Here is a 17,880-nt window from a genome sequence, read left to right as displayed (position 1 = left end):
CGGGTGGGTTTGGCGGGAGAGACCCTTTTCAGGGCATGACGTCGACGTAGAACACGCCGCGGAGATCCTCGGTGTTCGAGATCGGGCCGGGCATGCCGCCGGAGGCGCGCCACGCGGTCGCCCGGAACTGGTAATACATGCCGGGCTCGAGCGGGCCGCCATAAGGCACGGTGACGTTCGGCTGGCCGCTCACGGCGGGGATGCTCGATCCGGCGCAATTCATCATCTGGTCGGAGAGGCACCAGACGAGCTCGCCGTAGGCATTGTAGACGACGACCGTATAAAAATCCTCGCTGCTGTCGTCGGCCCAGGTGAGCATGGGCGCGGTCGTGACGGCCTCGGCCTTGTCGGCGCCGGGGCTCACGACGCTCAGGGCCTCGGTGATCTTGAACGAATCGGAGAGCGGCATGTCGACGCCCGGGCTCGGCATCGTGACCTCGACGATCTGCGTGCCGGCGATGTTCGGGTCGGGGTCGCGCACGAGGCCGTCGTTCTCGAACGCGGCGAGGACCTTGTAACGGCCCTCGGGCACGTCCTTGATGCTGAAGGCCGCCGTGACGTTGGGCGGGCCGGAGAGCGGCGTGCGCAGGCCGCGCGGGACCTCGCCGCGGACGAACGTGTCGCTGAACGTCGAGGCGACGACGAGGACGACGCTCGTGGCGGAGCCGCCGGGGGCATTGACGATGTTGAGGTTGCCGGACACGACGCCGAGCCCATTCTGCGAGCGCGCGAGGTCGATGCCGGTGAGGTTCGCCATGGCGACGTCGGCGGAGGCGGGCGTGAGCTGCAGGCCCGCGGCATACCCATGCACGGTGTAGGCGCCGGCCGGGACGTTGAAGATCGTGTACGCGCCGCTCTTGTCGGTGATCGCGGAGAAGCCGTGGTTCATCGCGTCCTCGGCGACGACGAGCACGCCGGCCGACAGGTCGTCGGCGGCGACCTTGCCGGAGATGGAGGGCAAACCCTTCTGATCCGCGGGCAAACCGATGAGCGCGATGTCGGTGAGCGTCGAGGCGATGTTCCAGCCGTCCACGTCCGACTTCGCCTCGCTCGAAAGGATGGGCAGCGCGGTGCGCAGGCCGCCGGGGAAGGTCTGGTAATCGGCGGCGCTCGCGCGGAGCGTGAAGGCGACGTCCGGGGCCGGCACGCCGTCGTCCTGGCGCGGGACGGGCACGGCGAGGAGATACTTGCCCTCGGCGTCGGTGATCGCGACGTCGCTCACGGAGGCGCCCTGATCGTCGAGCGCCATGACCTGGGCTTCGGCGACGGCGCCCTTCGTCTGGGAGTCGAACACCATGCCCTTGATGAGGACGGGCGGATAACAAGCGTGGCCGCCCGCCGTGAGCTCGGCGCAGGTCAGGCCGCCGGCACACTGGTTATTCGCCGGATCGCAGGCGCCGCCCTCGGCGATGCCACACGTGCCGGTGCCGTCGAGGTTCTTGCCGCAGACATTGTCGCCCTGGCAGTGGTCCGGGCCGGCCGGGTCGCAGGCGCCACCGACGGGGATCTCGCAAATCTTCGCGTCGGTGCATACCGCGTCGGCGATGCAGTGATCGGGGGTGGCCGATTCGCAGGCCTCGCCGAGCGGGATCGAGCACTTGCTGTCGGGGCCGCAGACCGTGGGGCCCTGGCAATAATCGGTGCCTCCGGGCGTGCAGGCGCCGCCCGGAGCGATCTGGCAGATGTTGTCCTCGCCGCCGGGGGCGCAGACCGAGCCCGAGGGGCACGGATCGCCGTCGGTCTCGCACGCGTCGCCGAGCTTTTCGGGCGTGGGCCCGCAGCCGATGGCGGCGAAAGCGAGGGAAAACGCGGCGCCCTGGAGCCAAGAAAGCGTTCGGAAGTTCATATCGAAGGACCTCCCATTCGTTTTCGCGAAGCGATGACGACCCTAACAAAGGTCCGACGCCGTGTCGCCTGGCTCAGCACGAATTTCGCTATGGAAATTCGCCAAACCAGTGCACGTTCGGCTTACCGCAATCGCTTACCGGAGGCTGTTACCGCATTCCGTTACCGGAGGCCGTTACCGCATTCCGTTACCGGATCCAGAGCAGCGCGACGCCGCCCACAGCGACGAGCGCGCCGAGAACGGCGCGCAGGCTCACCGATTCCTTGTGGAACAGAATGACGGCCGGAATGAGGAGGACGGGGGTCGTCGCCATGATGGTGGCCGCGACGCCCGTCTCCGTGTGCTGAATCGAGAGGAGCGACAGCGAGACGCCGACGAACGGGCCCGCAATCGCGCCGAGCGCGGCGAATCCGAGCGCCGTACGATCGCGGACCGCCGCCGCCGCACGTCCCCACCACTGGATGAACGTGAACAGAACGGCAAAACCCACGATGCCCGCGATGATGCGAATTTGCGTCGCGGCGAACGGGTCGTAGGTCTTCATGCCGATCTTGCTCAGCACGAGCCCCACGGCCTGTCCGGCGGCGCCGCCGAACGCGAGCAGGATTCCTTTGCCCGATTCCGCCTTCGTTCCGGCGCCCGCAGGATTCGTATCACCGGTTCGTTCGAGCACGACGGTCGCGATTCCGACGAGCGTCACGCCCATTCCCACGATGCCGAGGCCGGAAATCCGCTCGCCCAGGACGAACCAGCCGAGGACGGCGGCGATCGTCGGCGCGAGCGCCATGATGAGCATCGCGACGCGCGGGCCAATGAGCAAAAACGCCCGAAAGAGGCACATGTCGCCCAGGACGAATCCGACGAGACCACTCGCGAAGAGCCAGCCCCACGCATCGGCGGACGCGTCGAGCGGCAATGGGAGGCCTCGACGACCGAAATTGTATACACTGAGAAACACGAACGCGAGGACGAGGCGGACGAGGTTCAGCGACAAAGAGCCCATGCGGCGTCCGGCGGCCGCGAACGCGAGCGAGCTCGCGGTCCAGCAAAGCGCCGTGCCGAGGGCAGCGAGCTCTCCGAGAGGGATGGACATGGGGAAAAGAGGCGCGCAAGATAACCGGTCGCGACAGACCGGGAAAGAAGCAACAGAGCCGAACTGCCTTCCCGAAGCCCATGCGTGACGTGCGATAATGCTGGAGATGCGGGTAGGTGTGTCGGTTGGCGAGCACTTCGAGCTCGTGCGTCTCGCTGGCCAGGGCGGCATGGGCGCCGTGTTCGAGGCCCGCGATCGCGAGACCGGCAATAAGGTCGCGATCAAGATCATGAACGGCGCGAGCGTCGAGGAGCGCGCGCGGTTCGATCGTGAGGCGCGCGTGCTCGCCACGCTCTCGCACCCGGCCATCGTTCGTTACCTCGGCTACGGCGAGCTCGAATCCGGTGAGCCGTACCTCGTGATGGAGTGGCTCTCGGGCGAGGGCCTCGACGCGCGCATCGCGCGGGAGCGGCTGAGCGTCGAGGAGACGATGGCGCTCGCCGAGCGCATCGCGAGCGCGCTCGCCGTCGCGCACCGGCACGGGATCGTCCACCGCGACATCAAGCCGAGCAACATCTTCCTCGAGGGCGGCGACGTGCGGCGCGCGATGGTGCTCGACTTCGGGATCGCGCGGCGCGCGTCGGACCCGAACGTGGTCACGAAGACGGGCGTGTTCATGGGGACGCCCGGCTATGTGGCGCCCGAGCAAGCGCGCGGGGATCGCGCGGTGAACGCGCGGGCCGACGTGTTCGCCCTCGGCTGCGTGCTCTTCGAATGCCTCGCAGGGAAACCCGCGTTCACCGGGCAGCACGTGGTGGCCGTGCTGGCGAAGGTGCTCTTCGAAGAAGTGCCGAAGGTCTCGGCGCTCCGGCCCGGCGTGCCGCCCGCGCTCGACATGCTGATCGCGCGGATGGTCGCGAAGCAACCCGAGGAGCGGCTCGCGGACGGCGACGCGGTGATGGGCGCGCTCGCGCGCGTGGCGAACGACGAGATCACGAGCGAACCGCCGCACACGCTGCGATCGAAGGGCGCGCTCGGCAGCGGCGAGCAGCGCCTCGTGAGCGTGATCCTGCTGTCCGCGCCGAAGGAGGTGCTACCCGTCGATCCGCTGGGCGGCACGCTGGACTCGGCCGGCATCGCGCCGCTCGCGGCGCTGCGCGCGGTGGCGCGGTCGTACGGGGCGCGCGTGGAGGCGCTGGCGGATGGGTCGGCGGCGCTCGTGCTGTCGGGCGCAGGCATGGCGACGGATCAGGCGACGCAGGCCGCGCGGTGCGCGCTCGCGCTGCGGGCGATGGTGCCGGACGCGCCGATGGTGCTGGTGACGGGGCGAGGGGTGCTGTCGCACGCGCTGCCCGTCGGGGAAGGCATCGATCGCGCGGCGAAGCTCTTGCGCGAGGAGGAGCGGTGCACGACGAGGAGCGAGGCCGACGAGAGCGGCGCGCGGCGGCCGGTGCGCCTCGACGAGCTGACGGCGGAGCTGCTCGAAGCGCGCTTCGTGATCGAAGGGAATGAGGCGGTGCGTTCGCTCCTCGGCGAGGCGCAAGCGCAGGAGGGATCGCGGCTCTTGCTCGGGCGGGTGACGCCGTGCGTGGGCCGCGAGCGCGAGCTTTCGACGCTGCTCGCGCTCTACGAGGAGTGCACGAGCGAGCCCGCGGCGCGCGCGGTGCTCGTGACGGGCGCGGCCGGCATCGGGAAATCGCGCATCCGGCACGAGCTCTTGCAGAAGCTCGAACAGGCGGAGCCGCGGCCGGAGATCTGGCTCGCGCAGGGAGATCCGACGCGCACGGGCGCGCCGTTCGGCATGGCCGCCGAGCTCTTGCGGCGGGCCTCGTCGCTGCACGAGGAAGATCCGATCGAGGTGCGTCGGGAAAAGATCCGCGGCGCGGTGACGCGGCACCTCGGCGCGGACGCGGGGCGCGTCATGGAGCTCTACGGCGAGCTCGTGGGCGCGCCGTGGGCGGCCGAGGAGGCGAGCACGTTCCTGCGCGCGGCCCGAAAAGATCCCGTGCTCATGGGGGATCAGATCCGCCGCGGCTTCGAGGACTTCGTGGGCGCGGCGAGCGCGGCGCGGCCGGTGGTGCTGGTGCTCGAAGACCTGCACTGGGCCGACACGCCGAGCGTGCTGCTCATCGACGCGGCATTGCGGCTCGCGCGCGAGCGGTCGCTCTTCGTGCTCGCGTTTGCGCGGCCCGACGTGCACGAGAGGTTCCCAGGGCTCTGGGCGGATCGAGGCGTGCAGGAGATCCGGCTCGGCGAGCTGTCGCGGCGCGCGAGCGAGCGGCTCGCGCGGCATGTGCTCGGCGACGACGCGCCGCCGTCCTTGCTCACGCGCGTCGTGGCGCAGGCCGCGGGCAACCCGTTTTACCTGGAAGAGCTCCTGCGCGCGGTGGCCGAGGGCCAGGCGACCGCGCTGCCGAAGACGGTGCTCGCCATGCTCCAGGCGCGGCTCGAAGCGCTGCCGAGCGAGGCGCGCTGGCTGCTCCGCGCGGGCAGCATCTTCGGCGAGACGTTCTGGAGCGGCGGCGCACGCGCGCTGCTCGGAGGCGAGAGCAGCGTCGTCGACGTGGGCCGATGGATCGAGACGCTCGTGCACCGCGAGCTGCTCATGCGCCGCCGCGAGAGCCGTTTTCCCGGCGAGGAGGAGCTCGCGTTCCGGCACGATCTCCTGCGCGAAGTCGCGTATGCGGCGTTGACGGAGGTCGATCGAGCGCTCGGCCACAGGCTTGCGGCCGAGTGGCTCGAAACCGCGGGCGAGCGCGACGCGATGGTGCTCGCCGAGCACTGCGAGCGCGGCGAGGACCGCGAGAAGGCCGCGGGGTGGTTCGTGCGCGCGGCGACGCAGGCCCTCAGCGCGAACGACTTCGAGGCGGTGCTCGAGCGCAGCGAGCGCGCCGAGGCCTGCGGCGCGGACGGCGGTCTGCTCGGCGAGGTACGGCAAGCGCAGGCCGAGGCGCATTTCTACCGCGGCGAGCTCGCGGAGGCGGCGCGGCGGGCGCGCGAGGCGATGCAGCTCCTCTCGCCCGACAGCCCGCTCTGGTTCGGCGCGGCGAGCGCGGCGGCGTGGGCCGAGAGCTCGCGTGGCGAGCGAAGGCAGCTCCTCGGGATCGCAGAGTCGATGCTCGAGCGCGCCGATCGCGAGGCCTCGCCGTTCACGCGCAGGCTTGCGGCGATGGGCTGGATCGCGCGCATGCTCCTGCGCTCCGGGCAGCGGAGCGCGGCCGAGACGCTCACCGAGCGGTTCACGCAGGCGCCCGAGGAAGCGCGGCGCGAGCCCATCGTGCGGGCCGAGTGGGCGGCGGTCTCGGCGACGCGCGCGCTCGTCGAGGGCGACCTCGAATCCTCGTGTGAGTTTTTCTTCGAATCGGCGCGGTCCTTCGAGGAGGCGAAGGTCGATCGTTTCGGCATCTCGATGCGCATCTACGCGGCGCTCGTGCTCTGCGACCTCGGCGATCACGCCCGCGCCGAGGAGGAGCTCGCCACGCTCGTCGCGCGCGCCGAGGCGCAGTGCTTGCCGATGCTCGCGGCGAGCGCGCGCCACGGGCTCGCCGAGGCGCTCGCGGCGCGCGGGGCGTTCGCCGAGGCGCGCGCGCTGCTCGAAGACATCCTGGAGACGCTCGCGAACGCCGGCCTCGTGCTCTCGGCGCACGACGTGCGGCAGTTCCTCGCGCTCGTGCTCGTGCGGCAGGGCGACAGCGAAGCCGCCGAGCGCGCCGCGATCGAGGCCGTGGCGCTCGTCGACGCGCCGCCGAATCGCCGCTGCTCGTACCTCGCGACGCTGGCGCGCGTGCTGCTCGCCTGTGGACGTCCTGCGGAGGCGCTGTCGGCGGCGGAGGAGGCCAAGCAGCTCCTCGAACAGATCGGCGCGCTCCTCTCGGACGAGCCGCTCGTGCGGCTCGTGTACGCCGAGGCGCTCCACGCGAATGGAGAGCATGAGCGCGCGAAGGAGGCGCTCTCCGCCGCGCGCGCGCATCTGCTCGGTCGGGCTGAAAAGATCGGCGATGCGGCGCGGCGCGAGCGATTCTTGCGCGCCGTTCCGGACAACGCCCGCACGCTGGAGCTCGCGGCGGCATGGCTCGTTGCGTCACCCGGCGCGGCTTGACGCCTCCCTCTCGGAGCGGGCATCCTCCTTTCGCAGCTTCCTTCACCAACGTTCGGGGTGGGCCATGGAACGACGTGATTTCTTGAAGGTGGGCGTGCTCGGAGGGGCGGGGACCGCGGCGGCAGGCAGCTTGGGTTGCGCGGGCACGACCGGCGCGGCTGCGTCGCCGGTGTTGATGGTCAGCCCCGAGGAAATGGACCGGTTCCTCGCGCGCCTCGACGGAGGGCTCGACGCGCTGAAGACCCGTGAAGCTCGCATCCCGTCGATGATCCCGGCGCGCGATGCTACGGATCCGAAATATCAAAAGCAGGAGCAGGTCGTCCGCAAGACGCTCCGCTCGTTGCTCCTCGTGGGCTCGTTCAACGATCTGCCCGAGGAGGGGCGCGCGCATCCCGGCATGCAGGCGCGGATGAGGAACGGGATGGGCGAGATGGACGAAGCGATGCTCGGCATGACGAGCGAGCTCGAAGCTTTGACCCCCACCGAACGCGCCGACATCGGTCTCCGAATGCGGAAAGATCCGGGGCTCGGAATGCGCATCATCGAGGCAATCGACGAGGACGCGGCCAAGGCCGGAATCTCGATGGAGCGGCGGCTGCATCTTCGCTCGATTGCGGTCGAGGCGTGCGCCCGCATGAAGCAATCGACGCCGCTGCTCATCGACGAATACGTGACGAAGGTGAACAAGGTGGCCGCACGGCCGGTGACAATTGCCGACTTCGAGCGCCGTCTCGTCGCGCAAATGGGCGAAGAGGCGGTTTTCCAGCTCCGGGAGCGCACCGAGGCCCACGCGCGGCGCTGGAACGTGGCCAGCGCGGGCGCGACCGCGAACGACGGCGCCGCGCCCCAGGCCCCTGCCGCTGCGAATCCGCATGCCCGCAGCAACATGGTGCTCTCGGTGGGCGGCATTCTCCTCGGCGTCGGCGTGCTCGCCCTCTTGATCGGTGGCATCTTCGCGTCCGGCGGCGGCGTGTACGTGATGACCGTCGGCGCGCTCCTCGGCATCGCGGGGCTCATCACGCTCATCGTCGGCGCTATCATGCGGGCGACCGAGGGCTGATCTCGCCCGGCCGCATGCGCCCGCGATTGGACCCCGAAGCCCGCGCCTCCATGGAGGCGGGCCTCTCGATTGCCATCACCGGAATGGGCGCCGTCTCGGCGCTCGGCGCGAGCACGTCCGCGTTGTGGTCCGCCATCGAGGAGGGCCGCGACGGCATTCGCCCCATCGAGCGATTCTCGACCGAGGGTTTTTCCGTGTCGCTCGGCGGGATGGTGCCCGGCGCGGGCTCCGGCGATCTTTGCGTGGAATTCGCCACGACCGCCGCGCGCGAGGCCCTCGCGAATGCGGGCGTTTCGATCGGGCCGGGGGGCGTCGAGGAGCGCCGCGTGGCCCTGGTCCTCGGCACGAGCCTCGGCATGCACGTGGACGGCCTGCACCTCGTCGCCGCGGAGGTCTCGCGCGCCTTGGGGATCGAGGGCCCGACGCTCACCCTTTCGACGGCGTGCTCCTCCTCCACGAACGCGATCGGGCTCGGCCGGGATCTGCTCGAAGCCGGGCATTGCGATGTTTGCATCGCGGGCGGCACGGACGAGCTCACGCCGGAGATTTTTTCCGGCTTTCACGCGCTCGGGCTGCTTTGCCCCTCGAAATGCGCGCCGTTCAGCGAGCCCGTGGGGACGACGCTGGGCGAAGGCGCGGGGTTTCTCGTGCTCGAACGTGGGAGCGAGGCCCGCGCCCGCGGCGCGCGTGTGCTCGCGACGTTGCTCGGGTATGGCCTCTCGGCCGACGCCTATCATCCAACCACGCCCGATCCGACGGGCGCCGGCGTCGCGCGCGCGCTGCGAGGCGCGCTCCTCGACGCGGGGACTGCGGCCGACGACATCGATTACATCAACGCCCACGGCACGGGCACGATGGCGAACGACGCCGCCGAATACCGGGCGATCGAGCAGGTCTTCGGCGAGCGCGTAGCGCGTTTGCCCGTGAGCTCCACGAAGAGCTTCCTCGGCCACGCGCAGGGCGCCGCGGGCGTGCTCGAGCTCATCGCGACCCTTTGCGGCATGGCGCAGGGCAAGATCCCTCCGACCTTGCATTACGAAAAGGCGCGACCGCGCTCTCCGGCCGATCCGGTGGCCGGCGACCGGCCCCGCGTGGCCCGCGTCGAGCGCGCGCTTTGCAACAACTCGGCATTCGGGGGCGCGAATGCCGCCGTCGTCGTGGGCAGGGCGGAGGGCGTCACGCCGCGACAAACCAAAGCCGAGTTGCTGATCCTCGGCGCCTCGGCCGTGGGGCCGCACGGGATGGATCTCGACGCGCTCGGGGCCGCGCTCGCCGCGAACGTCCCGCTCCGCCGCCGCGCGCCTGCGTTCCGCATCGAGAGCCTCATTCCCACGGCGGATGGCCGCGGGATGGATCCGGCCTCGCGATACCTCTCGGCCGCCGCGGCGCTCGCGCTCGCCGATGCAGGCGTCACGCTCCGCGGTGCGAAACGGGAGCGGGCGGGGCTCTTCGTCGGCACGACGCGCGCCTCGACCGAGAGCGAGCGTGAATTCAGGGACAGCATTCGCGACCGTGGCCTCGTGCGCCTCTCGGCCACGGCGTTCACGCGCATGGTCCTCAATGCGTCGGCGGGGACGTGCACGAAGCTCTGCGCGCTCAAGGGGCCGACCACGACGCTCACGACGGGCGAAGGCAGCGGCCTCGTCGCGCTCATCTATGCGGCGATGCACCTCTCGACGCGCTCCGACGTCGACCTCCTCCTCGCGGCCGGCGTCGACGAGCGCGTCTCCCTCGAATTCGAGGCGCACGAGGGGGAAGGAGCGGCGTGCCTGGTGCTCGGCAAAGACCCGGCGTCGGACGCATCGATAGCAAAAGCCGTGCGCCTCTCGGGGTTCGGCCTCGCCGGCCCGGGCGACGTGGAGCAAGCCTCGCGCCTCGCGCTTCGAATGGCCGGGCTCGACGCAAAAACCGTCGTCGTCGCGCCGTCCATCACGCCCGTGCTCGGCCCTGCGCCGGCGACCGCGGCCATGTTCGCCTGCGCGTTCGCCGTAACCTCGATCTTGCGAGGGACCTCCGAGCACGTGCTGGTCCCCGATCCGGGCGGCACCACCGCGGCCGCCGTCGTCTTCAGCCGAAAAGGAGCCGCATGAACCCCGAGCTTGCCCGGTACATCAAGCGTCGCGAGCGTATCCTCGACAAGGTGCGCACGCTCCTCGTCGAGCGCCTGCACGTGAGCCGCGCGCCCGACGAGATCGACCCCGACGCGCCGCTCTTCGGCACGGGGCTCGGCCTGGATTCGGTGGACGCGGTCGAATTGCTCGTGAGCATGGAATCCGAGCTCGGCGTGAAGCTGCCGAACGAGAGGTTGTCGCGGCCCGCCATGCGCACCGTGAATACGCTGGTCGACCTGGCCCTCGCCCACGGGAGGACGGACGATGTCGATGGATGACGAAATTCGCGCCTTGCGCACGAGCGTGGCGCTCGCCGCGGGGGATCACGTCACGTGCCTGCGCGTCGAGGGCGAAGGCGCGTACGAGGCGCTCGACCACGTCGTCGCCTGCGACCTCTTCCTGCAGGACGGCCAGATGCGCCCGAGCCTCTTGCTCGACGAGGAGGCCCGCCCGTTCGCGGACATCCACGTGGCCCGGGACGACGAATCGTTCTTTTTGCTCGCCGAGGGGCCTTCGCCCGAGGCGCTCGTCGCGTTCCTGAAAGAACATTTTCCCGCGGGCGTCGAGGCGACGGTCGAGCGATGCGACGGGACGCTCCTCTCGTTGCACGGACCTTATGCCTGGGAGCTCTGCACGACCGTGCTCGGGCCCGATGTCGGCAGCCTCCCGTACCTCGCGTTTTACCGGACCGACAGCGGGGTCTTTTTTCGGTCGGGAAAAACCGGCGAGTATGGATATGATCTGCTGATTCCCACGGGCGAGGTCGATGCCGTGCGCGAGGCGCTCGTCCGCGAGGGCGCGGCGTTCGACCTCGCGCACGCGAGCCTGCCCGCGCTGGAGCAATGCGCGCTCGAAAATGGCTTCTTCAACATTCGCCGCGAGGGCCGGGCCGGCCTCTCGCCGCTGGAGCTCGGCCTGCAATGGCGCGTCTCGTACCGCAAGGACTACGTGGGCTCCGCCGCGCTGCGGGCGCGGCGCGAGGCGGGCGCGAAGGCGCGGGTCGTCTGGGCCGTCTCAGGCGCGCCCGTGTCCGAGGGGGACGAGGTTTTTCTGGACGACCAGCGGATCGGCCATGTGCTCGCGGTCGGGTTCTCCGTCATTCGCGGCGAATGGGTGGCGCTCTTGCTGCTCGATCGACCGTATGCATATGCCGGTATCGATCGGTACGAGGCCCGGAGCGCGGGCGAGCGCCGGCCGATCCGCACGCTCTCGGCGCCGCTCATCAACAACCGCAGCCTGTACGTGAGCCCGCAGCGGCATAGCTACCGGGGACGGGACGAATCCAAGATGTCGCCGTTCGTGTTGCCTTCATGAGCGCTCGATTCGAAGACACCACGGTGATCGTGACCGGCGCCTCGCGAGGCCTCGGCCGGAGCATCGCGACGGCGTTCGGCGCCGAGGGGGCGTTCGTCTTCGTCGGATACCGGACGCGCGAGGACGAGGCGAAAGAGACGCTTCGAGCGATCGAGGAGACCGGCGGGCGGGGCGCATGGCTCGCAATGGACGTCGCGAGCGCGGCGTCGATGAACGCGGCCGTGGAGCACGTGCTCGCGGCCCGGGGCGCGGTCGACGTGCTGGTGAACAATGCCGGCGTCGCAGCGGACGAGCTCTTCCCGCTGATGGCCGAGGAGAGCTGGGACGAAGTGATGCGCGTCAATGCGGGCGGCGCCTTTCACGGCTGCCGCGCGGTGGTGCGGCCGATGATGGCGAAGCGGCGGGGCGCGATCGTCAACGTCGCCTCGGTCGCGGGGCAGCATGCGAGCCCCGGACAATCGAATTACGCGGCCTCGAAGGGCGCGATCCTCGCGTTCACGCGCACGCTCGCGGCCGAGCTCGCCCCGCGCGGGATCCGGGTCAACGCCGTGGTGCCGGGGCTGCTCGGCACGGGAATGGCGAAGCGCCTGGACAAACGGATCGCGGAGAAGGCGCGCGGGCAAATTCCGCTCGGGCGCTTCGGGACCGGGGACGAGGTCGCGCGGGCGGTCTTGTTTCTGGCCTCGGAGGAGGCTTCGTACGTGATCGGGCAGGCGCTCGTCGTGGATGGGGGGCTCACGTTGTGACGGTGGCGTTTCTCTTTCCAGGGCAGGGCGCGAAGGGGCTCATCGCGGCCGTGCAATTCGCGGAGAGCGCGCCGCGGGGCAAGGAAATGCTCGATCGGGCGGCGGCGGCCGCCGATATCGCACCGGGCGAGCTCCTCGCAAAGGGCGGCCGAGCCCTCGAACGCACGGAGATCCAGCAACCCGTGCTCACCGCGATTGCGCTCTTCGTCCACAGCGAGCTTCTCGCCGCGGGGATCAAGCCCGACATCGTGGCAGGGCATTCCCTCGGAGAGCTCCCGGCCTGGGCCGCGACGGGCGCCATCACGCCCGAGGATGCGATTGCGACCGCGGCGCTCCGTGGTCGGCTGATGGCGCGGGAAGCCAAGCGGAACCCGGGGACGATGATCGCGTTCTCCGAGCCTTCGACGGGACTTTCGCCGGTCTTCTGGAGAGGTACGCTGAAGCGCGCGGCCACGCGGCCGGGGATCCACATGGCGGCCTTGAATGCGCATGGGGAAGTGGTGCTCAGCGGCGATGAGGAGGCCATTCGCGCGATGGTGCGCACCCTCAGCGAGGCGCTCGGTGTCGACCTCTGGCGTCACGCGCGACGTTTGCCCGTGGCCGGCCCCTGGCATAGCGAATCGATGAAAGACGCGGTCCCCGAGCTCGAGGCGGCGCTCACGCGCGCCCGTCGCGGGGCCATGCAGGTCCCCATGGTGCTCAATGCAACCGGAAAACTCGTCGACGAGGAAGGGCTCGTCCCGCGCCTGCTCGCCGGCCAGCTCGTCCATACCATCCACTGGACCGACGTCATGGCGACCCTCGAAGAACGCCGCGTCACCGATTTCGTGACCATCGCCCCGGGCGCGGTGCTACGCTCGCTCGTCCGGACGAACCTCGGCGCCGAGGTGCGCATTCACGCGACCGAAAATGCAGCCGACATCCGGCGCACCGTGGACGCGCTGCGGAGGCGCCTCTCATGAAAACGAGCTCCCGCTTGTCCCTCGGCGCGGACGTGATCAATCTTCTGATCCCGCACCGTCGCCCGTTTTCGATGGTCGACGTGATCGAATCGTACGAGCGCAGGCCACGGCCGACCTTGCGCGCCGCGCGCCACGTCTCGGCGAACGAGCCGGTCTTCGAGGGCCATTTCCCCGGCCTGCACCTCTGGCCCGGCGTGTACACGATCGAGGGGCTCGGTCAGAGCGGTAACCTCCTCGGCATCATCGCCGCCTACCAGGACGCCTGGGAGGCGCAGGGGCGCGACCCGAACGAGGTGATCGAGGCCCTGCAAAACCTGGCGCTCGGATATCGTCTGCAGCCGGGATACAAGCCCGAGGTCTCCGCGGCGCTCGTCGAATCGCTGAAGACGCATTCGAACCTGCACGTGGGGATGAGCGCGTCGGTGGACGTGAAGCTGCTCCAGCCAGTCTTCGCCGGGCAGCGGATCGAGTACATCGTCGCGCAATCGCATCTCATGGAAGACCTCGCGCGGTACGAGGTCGAGGCCCGCGTGGAGGGGCGCACGGTGGCGAAGGGCGTGATGACCAGCACCCGCAGCATCCCGCCGCTGCCCGCGCCGATCTTCGGATGAAGGCGGTTGTCCTCGGCCTGGCCCTCTTGTTTTCGATGGGCTGCGTGCCAACGCTCGTTTGGCTGGGCCATAGCCCCGATCGAGCCCATCACGTCGAGGTGCTGGAGCGCGCCGGCAAGCAGCGGGTGCGCGTCGACGGCGTGGACGGCGCCGAATATCTCGGCATCGGGATCGAATCGCTCGTCTGGAGCGCGGACGGCCGCCGCCTCGCCTACCCCGCGCGTCGCGAAACAGGCTGGTCGCTCGTGGTGGACGGGCGCGCGGGCCCGACGTTCGACGGATTGGGCGAGGTCGTCCTGAGCCCGGACGGCGTGCACGTGGCCTATGCGGCGCAGCAAAAAGGCGCGTGGCGCGTGGTGCTCGACGAGAGGCCCGGGCCCGCCTTCGATGCCATTCTGGAGGGCACGATGCTCTTCGGCCGCGGCGGGCGCTTCGCCTATGTGGGGAGAACGGGCGCTTCCGTGCGCGCGGTCGTCGACGGCGCCCCCGGGCCGCTTTACGACGGCATCGGCGCATTACGATTCAGCGACGACGGGGCCGCGGTGGCGCACGTGGGGCGGCGCGCCGAGGAGGCGTTTTTCTGGATGAACGGACGCGAGTCGCCGCCCGCGGAGGCGATCGCGCACCATGCGCTGGGGCCGCGCGGGGCCCGATTCGCGTACGTGGCGAAGCGCAGCGGGCAATGGCGTGTGACGGTCGATGGAATCGAATCCGCGCCCTATGCTCGCATCTCGGAGGTGCTGTTCAGCGCGGACGGCACGCACGTGGCCTATGCTGGACGGCGGGCGGACGGCGAGGTCCTCGTGCTCGACGGCGTGGAGGGCCCGCCGTACGAGGAAATCGCGCCCGGGAGCCTGGTCCTCGGCGCCGAGGGCGGGCGCGTGGCGTATGCGGCGCGGCGCGGGCGCAGCTTTCACATCGTCGTGAATGGGGAGGAGGGCCCGGCCTACGACGCGGTGGATCGGCCGGTCTTCGCGCGGCGCGGGTCGAAATTCGGATATGTGGCCGCGAGCCGCGGGGCCCGATTCGTGGTGATCGACGGGCGCGAGCAGAGGCCGTTTGCATGGGCGGCAGATCTGACGTTCAGCGACGACGGGCACCATCACGCGTATCTCGCGGACGACGGCGAGCGAATGCGGGTGGTGCACGATGGAGCGTCGACGGCCTTCGACAGCGTGATCGCCGGGACGCTCGTCCACGCGGAGGAAGGACCGGGCTGGGCGTGCCTCGTGGTCGACAAGGCGGCGAGGAAGCTTTTCATCGTGATCGACGGCGCGAAAAAGAGGCCGCTCGACGCCGAGGAGCTGGCCGCAGCGATGACACAGCCGAGGTTCGAAGCGCGGTTCGCGAAGGCGCAGGACGCGGAGATGTTGCGGCGGTGGGTGGCCGCGGAGCTTGCGCTGTCGAGGCGATCGAAGGCCCCCGCGCGATGAGGCTGCCCGGCGTTTCCATGCGTCCCGACGGCTACGCGAGCTTTCCTGCTTCGCGTGGGCGCCACGTCTCCAGCGCCCGCCCGCTGACACATGCGCCGTGTCGGTGCTAATCGTACGGTCGCCATGACGTCCCCCACCGCGAACACGCCCTCGCCGAGCACGCCTGCGGATGGCGCTGCGGCCGCGCAGGAGCCCGCTCGTTACGTTCACGCCGAGGTCGAGCCCCGCTGGCAGCGCTTCTGGGAAGAGACCGGCGCCTTCCGCGCCGTTCGCCACGAAGGTCGGCCGAAGCGCTACGTGCTCGACATGTTCCCGTATCCCTCGGGCGCGGGCCTCCACGTCGGGCACCCCGAGGGCTACACGGCCACCGACATCTTCTGCCGCTACAGCCGCATGAAGGGGTTCGACGTCCTGCATCCGATGGGCTGGGACGCCTTCGGTTTGCCCGCCGAGCAGTACGCGATCCAGACCGGCACGCACCCCGCCGAGACCACGCGCAAGAACATCGACACGTTCCGGCGCCAGCTCAAGATGCTCGGCTTCAGCTACGACTGGGAGCGCGAGTTCGGCACCATCGACGAGAACTACGTCCGCTGGACGCAGTGGATCTTCGTCAAGCTCTTCGAGCGCGGGCTCGCGTATCAGGACAGGGTCCTCGTCAACTGGTGCCCCGCCCTCGGCACCGTGCTCGCCAACGAGGAGGTCATCGACGGCAAGAGCGAGCGCGGCAATCACCCCGTCGTCCGCACGCCGCTCCGCCAGTGGATGCTGCGCATCACCGCCTATGCCGACCGCCTCGCCGAGGATCTGTCCCTCCTCACCTGGCCCGAAGGCACCGTCAGCATGCAGCGCAACTGGATCGGGCGATCCGAGGGCGCGACCATTTCGTTCGACGTCCAAGGGTTCGAGGGCGCGCGGATCGACGTGTTCACGACGCGCCCCGACACGCTGCTCGGGTGTACCTACGTCGTGCTCGCGCCCGAGCACGCGCTCGTCGAGAAGATCACCTCGGCCGAGAACCTCGCGTCCGTGCGCGCCTACGTCGCGGCCGCCGCGCGCAAGAGCGACCTCGATCGCACCTCGGAGAAGACGAAGACCGGCGTGCCCACGGGCGCGATGGCCGTCCACCCGATCACCGGCAAGGCCGTGCCGATCTGGGTCGGCGACTACGTCATCGGCAGCTACGGCACGGGCGCGGTCATGGCCGTCCCGGCCCACGACGAGCGCGACTACGCGTTCGCCAAGACGTTCGAGCTGCCCGTGATCGAGGTCGTGAGCCCCGACGGCAAGCTTCACGATTCGCTCGACGCGGCCTACGTCGACGAGGGCGTCCTCGTGCGGAGCGGCAAGTTCGACGGGATCAAGTCGACCGACAGCAAACGCGCCATCGTGGACGAGCTCGTCGCCTCGGGGAAGGGCGCGCCGAAGGTCACGTACAAGCTGCGCGACTGGGTGTTTTCCCGGCAGCGGTACTGGGGCGAGCCGATCCCGGTCTACTTCCCCGTCGAGATGAAGGATCCGGCCGGCGACCCGCGCAAGGGCGACGAGTACGTGATCCGCTACGACAAACCCATCGCCGTGCCCGAGAACGAGCTGCCTTTGCGCCTGCCCAACCTCGTCGATTTCCGCCCCGGCGAGGACCCGCAGGGCCCGCTCGCCCGCGCCGTCGATTGGAGGTTCTTCCAGAAAGACGGGCAGTGGTACGCGCGCGAGACGAACACGATGCCGCAATGGGCGGGCTCGTGCTGGTACTACCTGCGCTTCCTCGATCCGAAGAACGACGCCGAGCCGTGGAGCCAGAAGGCCTACGACGACTGGATGCCCGTCGACCTCTACATCGGCGGCGGCGAGCACGCGGTGCTGCACCTGCTCTACGCGCGCTTCTGGCACAAGGTGCTGTTCGACATCGGCAAGGTGTCGCACCCCGAGCCGTTCATGAAGCTCGTCCACCAGGGCCTCATCCTGGGCGAGGACGGCGAGAAGATGGCGAAGTCGCGCGGCAACGTGGTGAACCCCGACGACATCGTGAAGGCCTACGGCGCCGATTCGCTGCGCCTCTACGAGATGTTCATGGGCCCGCTCGAAGCGGTCAAACCCTGGCAATCCGCGCAGATCCAGGGCGTCGTCCGCTTCCGCGATCGCATCTTCTCGATCCTCACGGGCCGGCCGCTCGTCGATGCCATCGACGACGCGACGAAGCGCCTCGTCCACAAGACGATCAAGAAGGTCACGGAGGACGTCGAGACGCTCTCGTTCAACACGGCGATCTCGGCGATGATGGTCCTCTTGAACCACCTCGGCTCGCTGAAGGAGCTTCCGCGCGAGGCCGCGCGGGCCCTCCTGCTCTGCGTCTCGCCGTTCGCACCTCACGTGGCCGAGGAGGTCTGGCGCCTGTGGGGCAACGAGCGATCCATCACGCTCGAAGCCTGGCCGACGTTCGATCCGGCGCTCTGCGTCGACGACGTGATCGAGATGGCCGTGCAGGTGAACGGCAAGGTCCGGGGCCGCGTGACGTTGCCCGTCAAGGCGAGCGAGGACGAGGCCCGTGAAGCTGCGCTCACAGCCGAGGGTGTCTCTGCGTTCACGACCGGCAAGACTTTGAAAAAGTTCATCTATGTACCCGGCAAGATCGTGAATCTCGTCGTCGCCTGAGCGTCCCATCACC

At 69.7% G+C, this 17,880-nt stretch carries 12 protein-coding genes; 10 read left to right on the top strand and 2 right to left on the bottom strand.

Annotated elements, in window-relative coordinates:
• Positions 1 to 28 precede the first annotated feature (28 nt).
• Both QHF85_RS04605 and QHF85_RS04600 read right to left on the bottom strand, forming a co-directional pair.
• Positions 29 to 1,846: a carboxypeptidase-like regulatory domain-containing protein gene (locus QHF85_RS04605; RefSeq protein ID WP_281325811.1), complete on the bottom strand. Its 1,818-nt coding sequence runs from the start codon at positions 1,844 to 1,846 to the stop codon at positions 29 to 31.
• A gap of 187 nt (positions 1,847 to 2,033) precedes the next feature.
• A complete protein-coding gene (locus QHF85_RS04600) occupies positions 2,034 to 2,939 on the bottom strand; it encodes a DMT family transporter (RefSeq protein WP_281325810.1) in 906 nt (301 codons plus the stop codon).
• Between the two features lie 106 nt (positions 2,940 to 3,045).
• Here QHF85_RS04600 and QHF85_RS04595 point away from each other — a divergent pair, with 106 nt between their 5' ends.
• The 10 genes from QHF85_RS04595 (at position 3,046) to leuS (ending at position 17,867) form a co-directional block, all read left to right on the top strand.
• Entirely contained in the window at positions 3,046 to 6,978 is a 3,933-nt protein-coding gene (locus QHF85_RS04595) for a serine/threonine-protein kinase (RefSeq protein WP_281325809.1), read from the top strand.
• A 64-nt stretch (positions 6,979 to 7,042) separates the two neighbouring features.
• A complete protein-coding gene (locus QHF85_RS04590; RefSeq protein ID WP_281325808.1) occupies positions 7,043 to 8,038 on the top strand; it encodes a hypothetical protein in 996 nt (331 codons plus the stop codon).
• 14 nt (positions 8,039 to 8,052) lie between these two features.
• Positions 8,053 to 10,128 (top strand): beta-ketoacyl-[acyl-carrier-protein] synthase family protein, encoded by a 2,076-nt coding sequence (locus QHF85_RS04585; RefSeq protein WP_281325807.1) that lies wholly within the window; start codon positions 8,053 to 8,055, stop codon positions 10,126 to 10,128.
• Positions 10,125 to 10,427: an acyl carrier protein gene (locus QHF85_RS04580; RefSeq protein WP_281325806.1), complete on the top strand. Its 303-nt coding sequence runs from the start codon at positions 10,125 to 10,127 to the stop codon at positions 10,425 to 10,427. The genes QHF85_RS04585 and QHF85_RS04580 overlap by 4 nt, the downstream gene beginning before the upstream one ends.
• On the top strand, positions 10,420 to 11,463 hold the full coding sequence (locus QHF85_RS04575) for a glycine cleavage T C-terminal barrel domain-containing protein (RefSeq protein WP_281325805.1): 1,044 nt from the start codon (positions 10,420 to 10,422) through the stop codon (positions 11,461 to 11,463). Before QHF85_RS04580 ends, QHF85_RS04575 begins: the two co-directional genes overlap by 8 nt.
• On the top strand, positions 11,460 to 12,209 hold the full coding sequence (gene fabG / locus QHF85_RS04570; protein ID WP_281325804.1) for a 3-oxoacyl-ACP reductase FabG: 750 nt from the start codon (positions 11,460 to 11,462) through the stop codon (positions 12,207 to 12,209). Before QHF85_RS04575 ends, fabG begins: the two co-directional genes overlap by 4 nt.
• A 2-nt stretch (positions 12,210 to 12,211) precedes the next feature.
• Positions 12,212 to 13,171: an ACP S-malonyltransferase gene (locus QHF85_RS04565; RefSeq protein ID WP_281325803.1), complete on the top strand. Its 960-nt coding sequence runs from the start codon at positions 12,212 to 12,214 to the stop codon at positions 13,169 to 13,171.
• Positions 13,168 to 13,782: a hypothetical protein gene (locus tag QHF85_RS04560; protein WP_281325802.1), complete on the top strand. Its 615-nt coding sequence runs from the start codon at positions 13,168 to 13,170 to the stop codon at positions 13,780 to 13,782. The genes QHF85_RS04565 and QHF85_RS04560 overlap by 4 nt, the downstream gene beginning before the upstream one ends.
• Positions 13,779 to 15,215, top strand: coding sequence for a hypothetical protein (locus QHF85_RS04555; protein WP_281325801.1), 1,437 nt, complete (start codon positions 13,779 to 13,781; stop codon positions 15,213 to 15,215). The genes QHF85_RS04560 and QHF85_RS04555 overlap by 4 nt, the downstream gene beginning before the upstream one ends.
• A gap of 123 nt (positions 15,216 to 15,338) precedes the next feature.
• Positions 15,339 to 17,867 carry a leucine--tRNA ligase gene (gene leuS, locus QHF85_RS04550; RefSeq protein WP_281325800.1) on the top strand — a complete coding sequence of 843 codons (2,529 nt, stop codon included), beginning with the start codon at positions 15,339 to 15,341 and terminating at the stop codon, positions 17,865 to 17,867.
• Positions 17,868 to 17,880 lie beyond the last annotated feature (13 nt).

The organism is Polyangium sp. 6x1, from assembly GCF_029946515.1.
Taxonomy (GTDB): domain Bacteria; phylum Myxococcota_A; class Polyangia; order Polyangiales; family Polyangiaceae; genus Polyangium.
The sequence above is the reverse complement of the archived record's forward strand: the minus strand, read 5'-3'. Positions and strand labels throughout refer to the sequence as shown.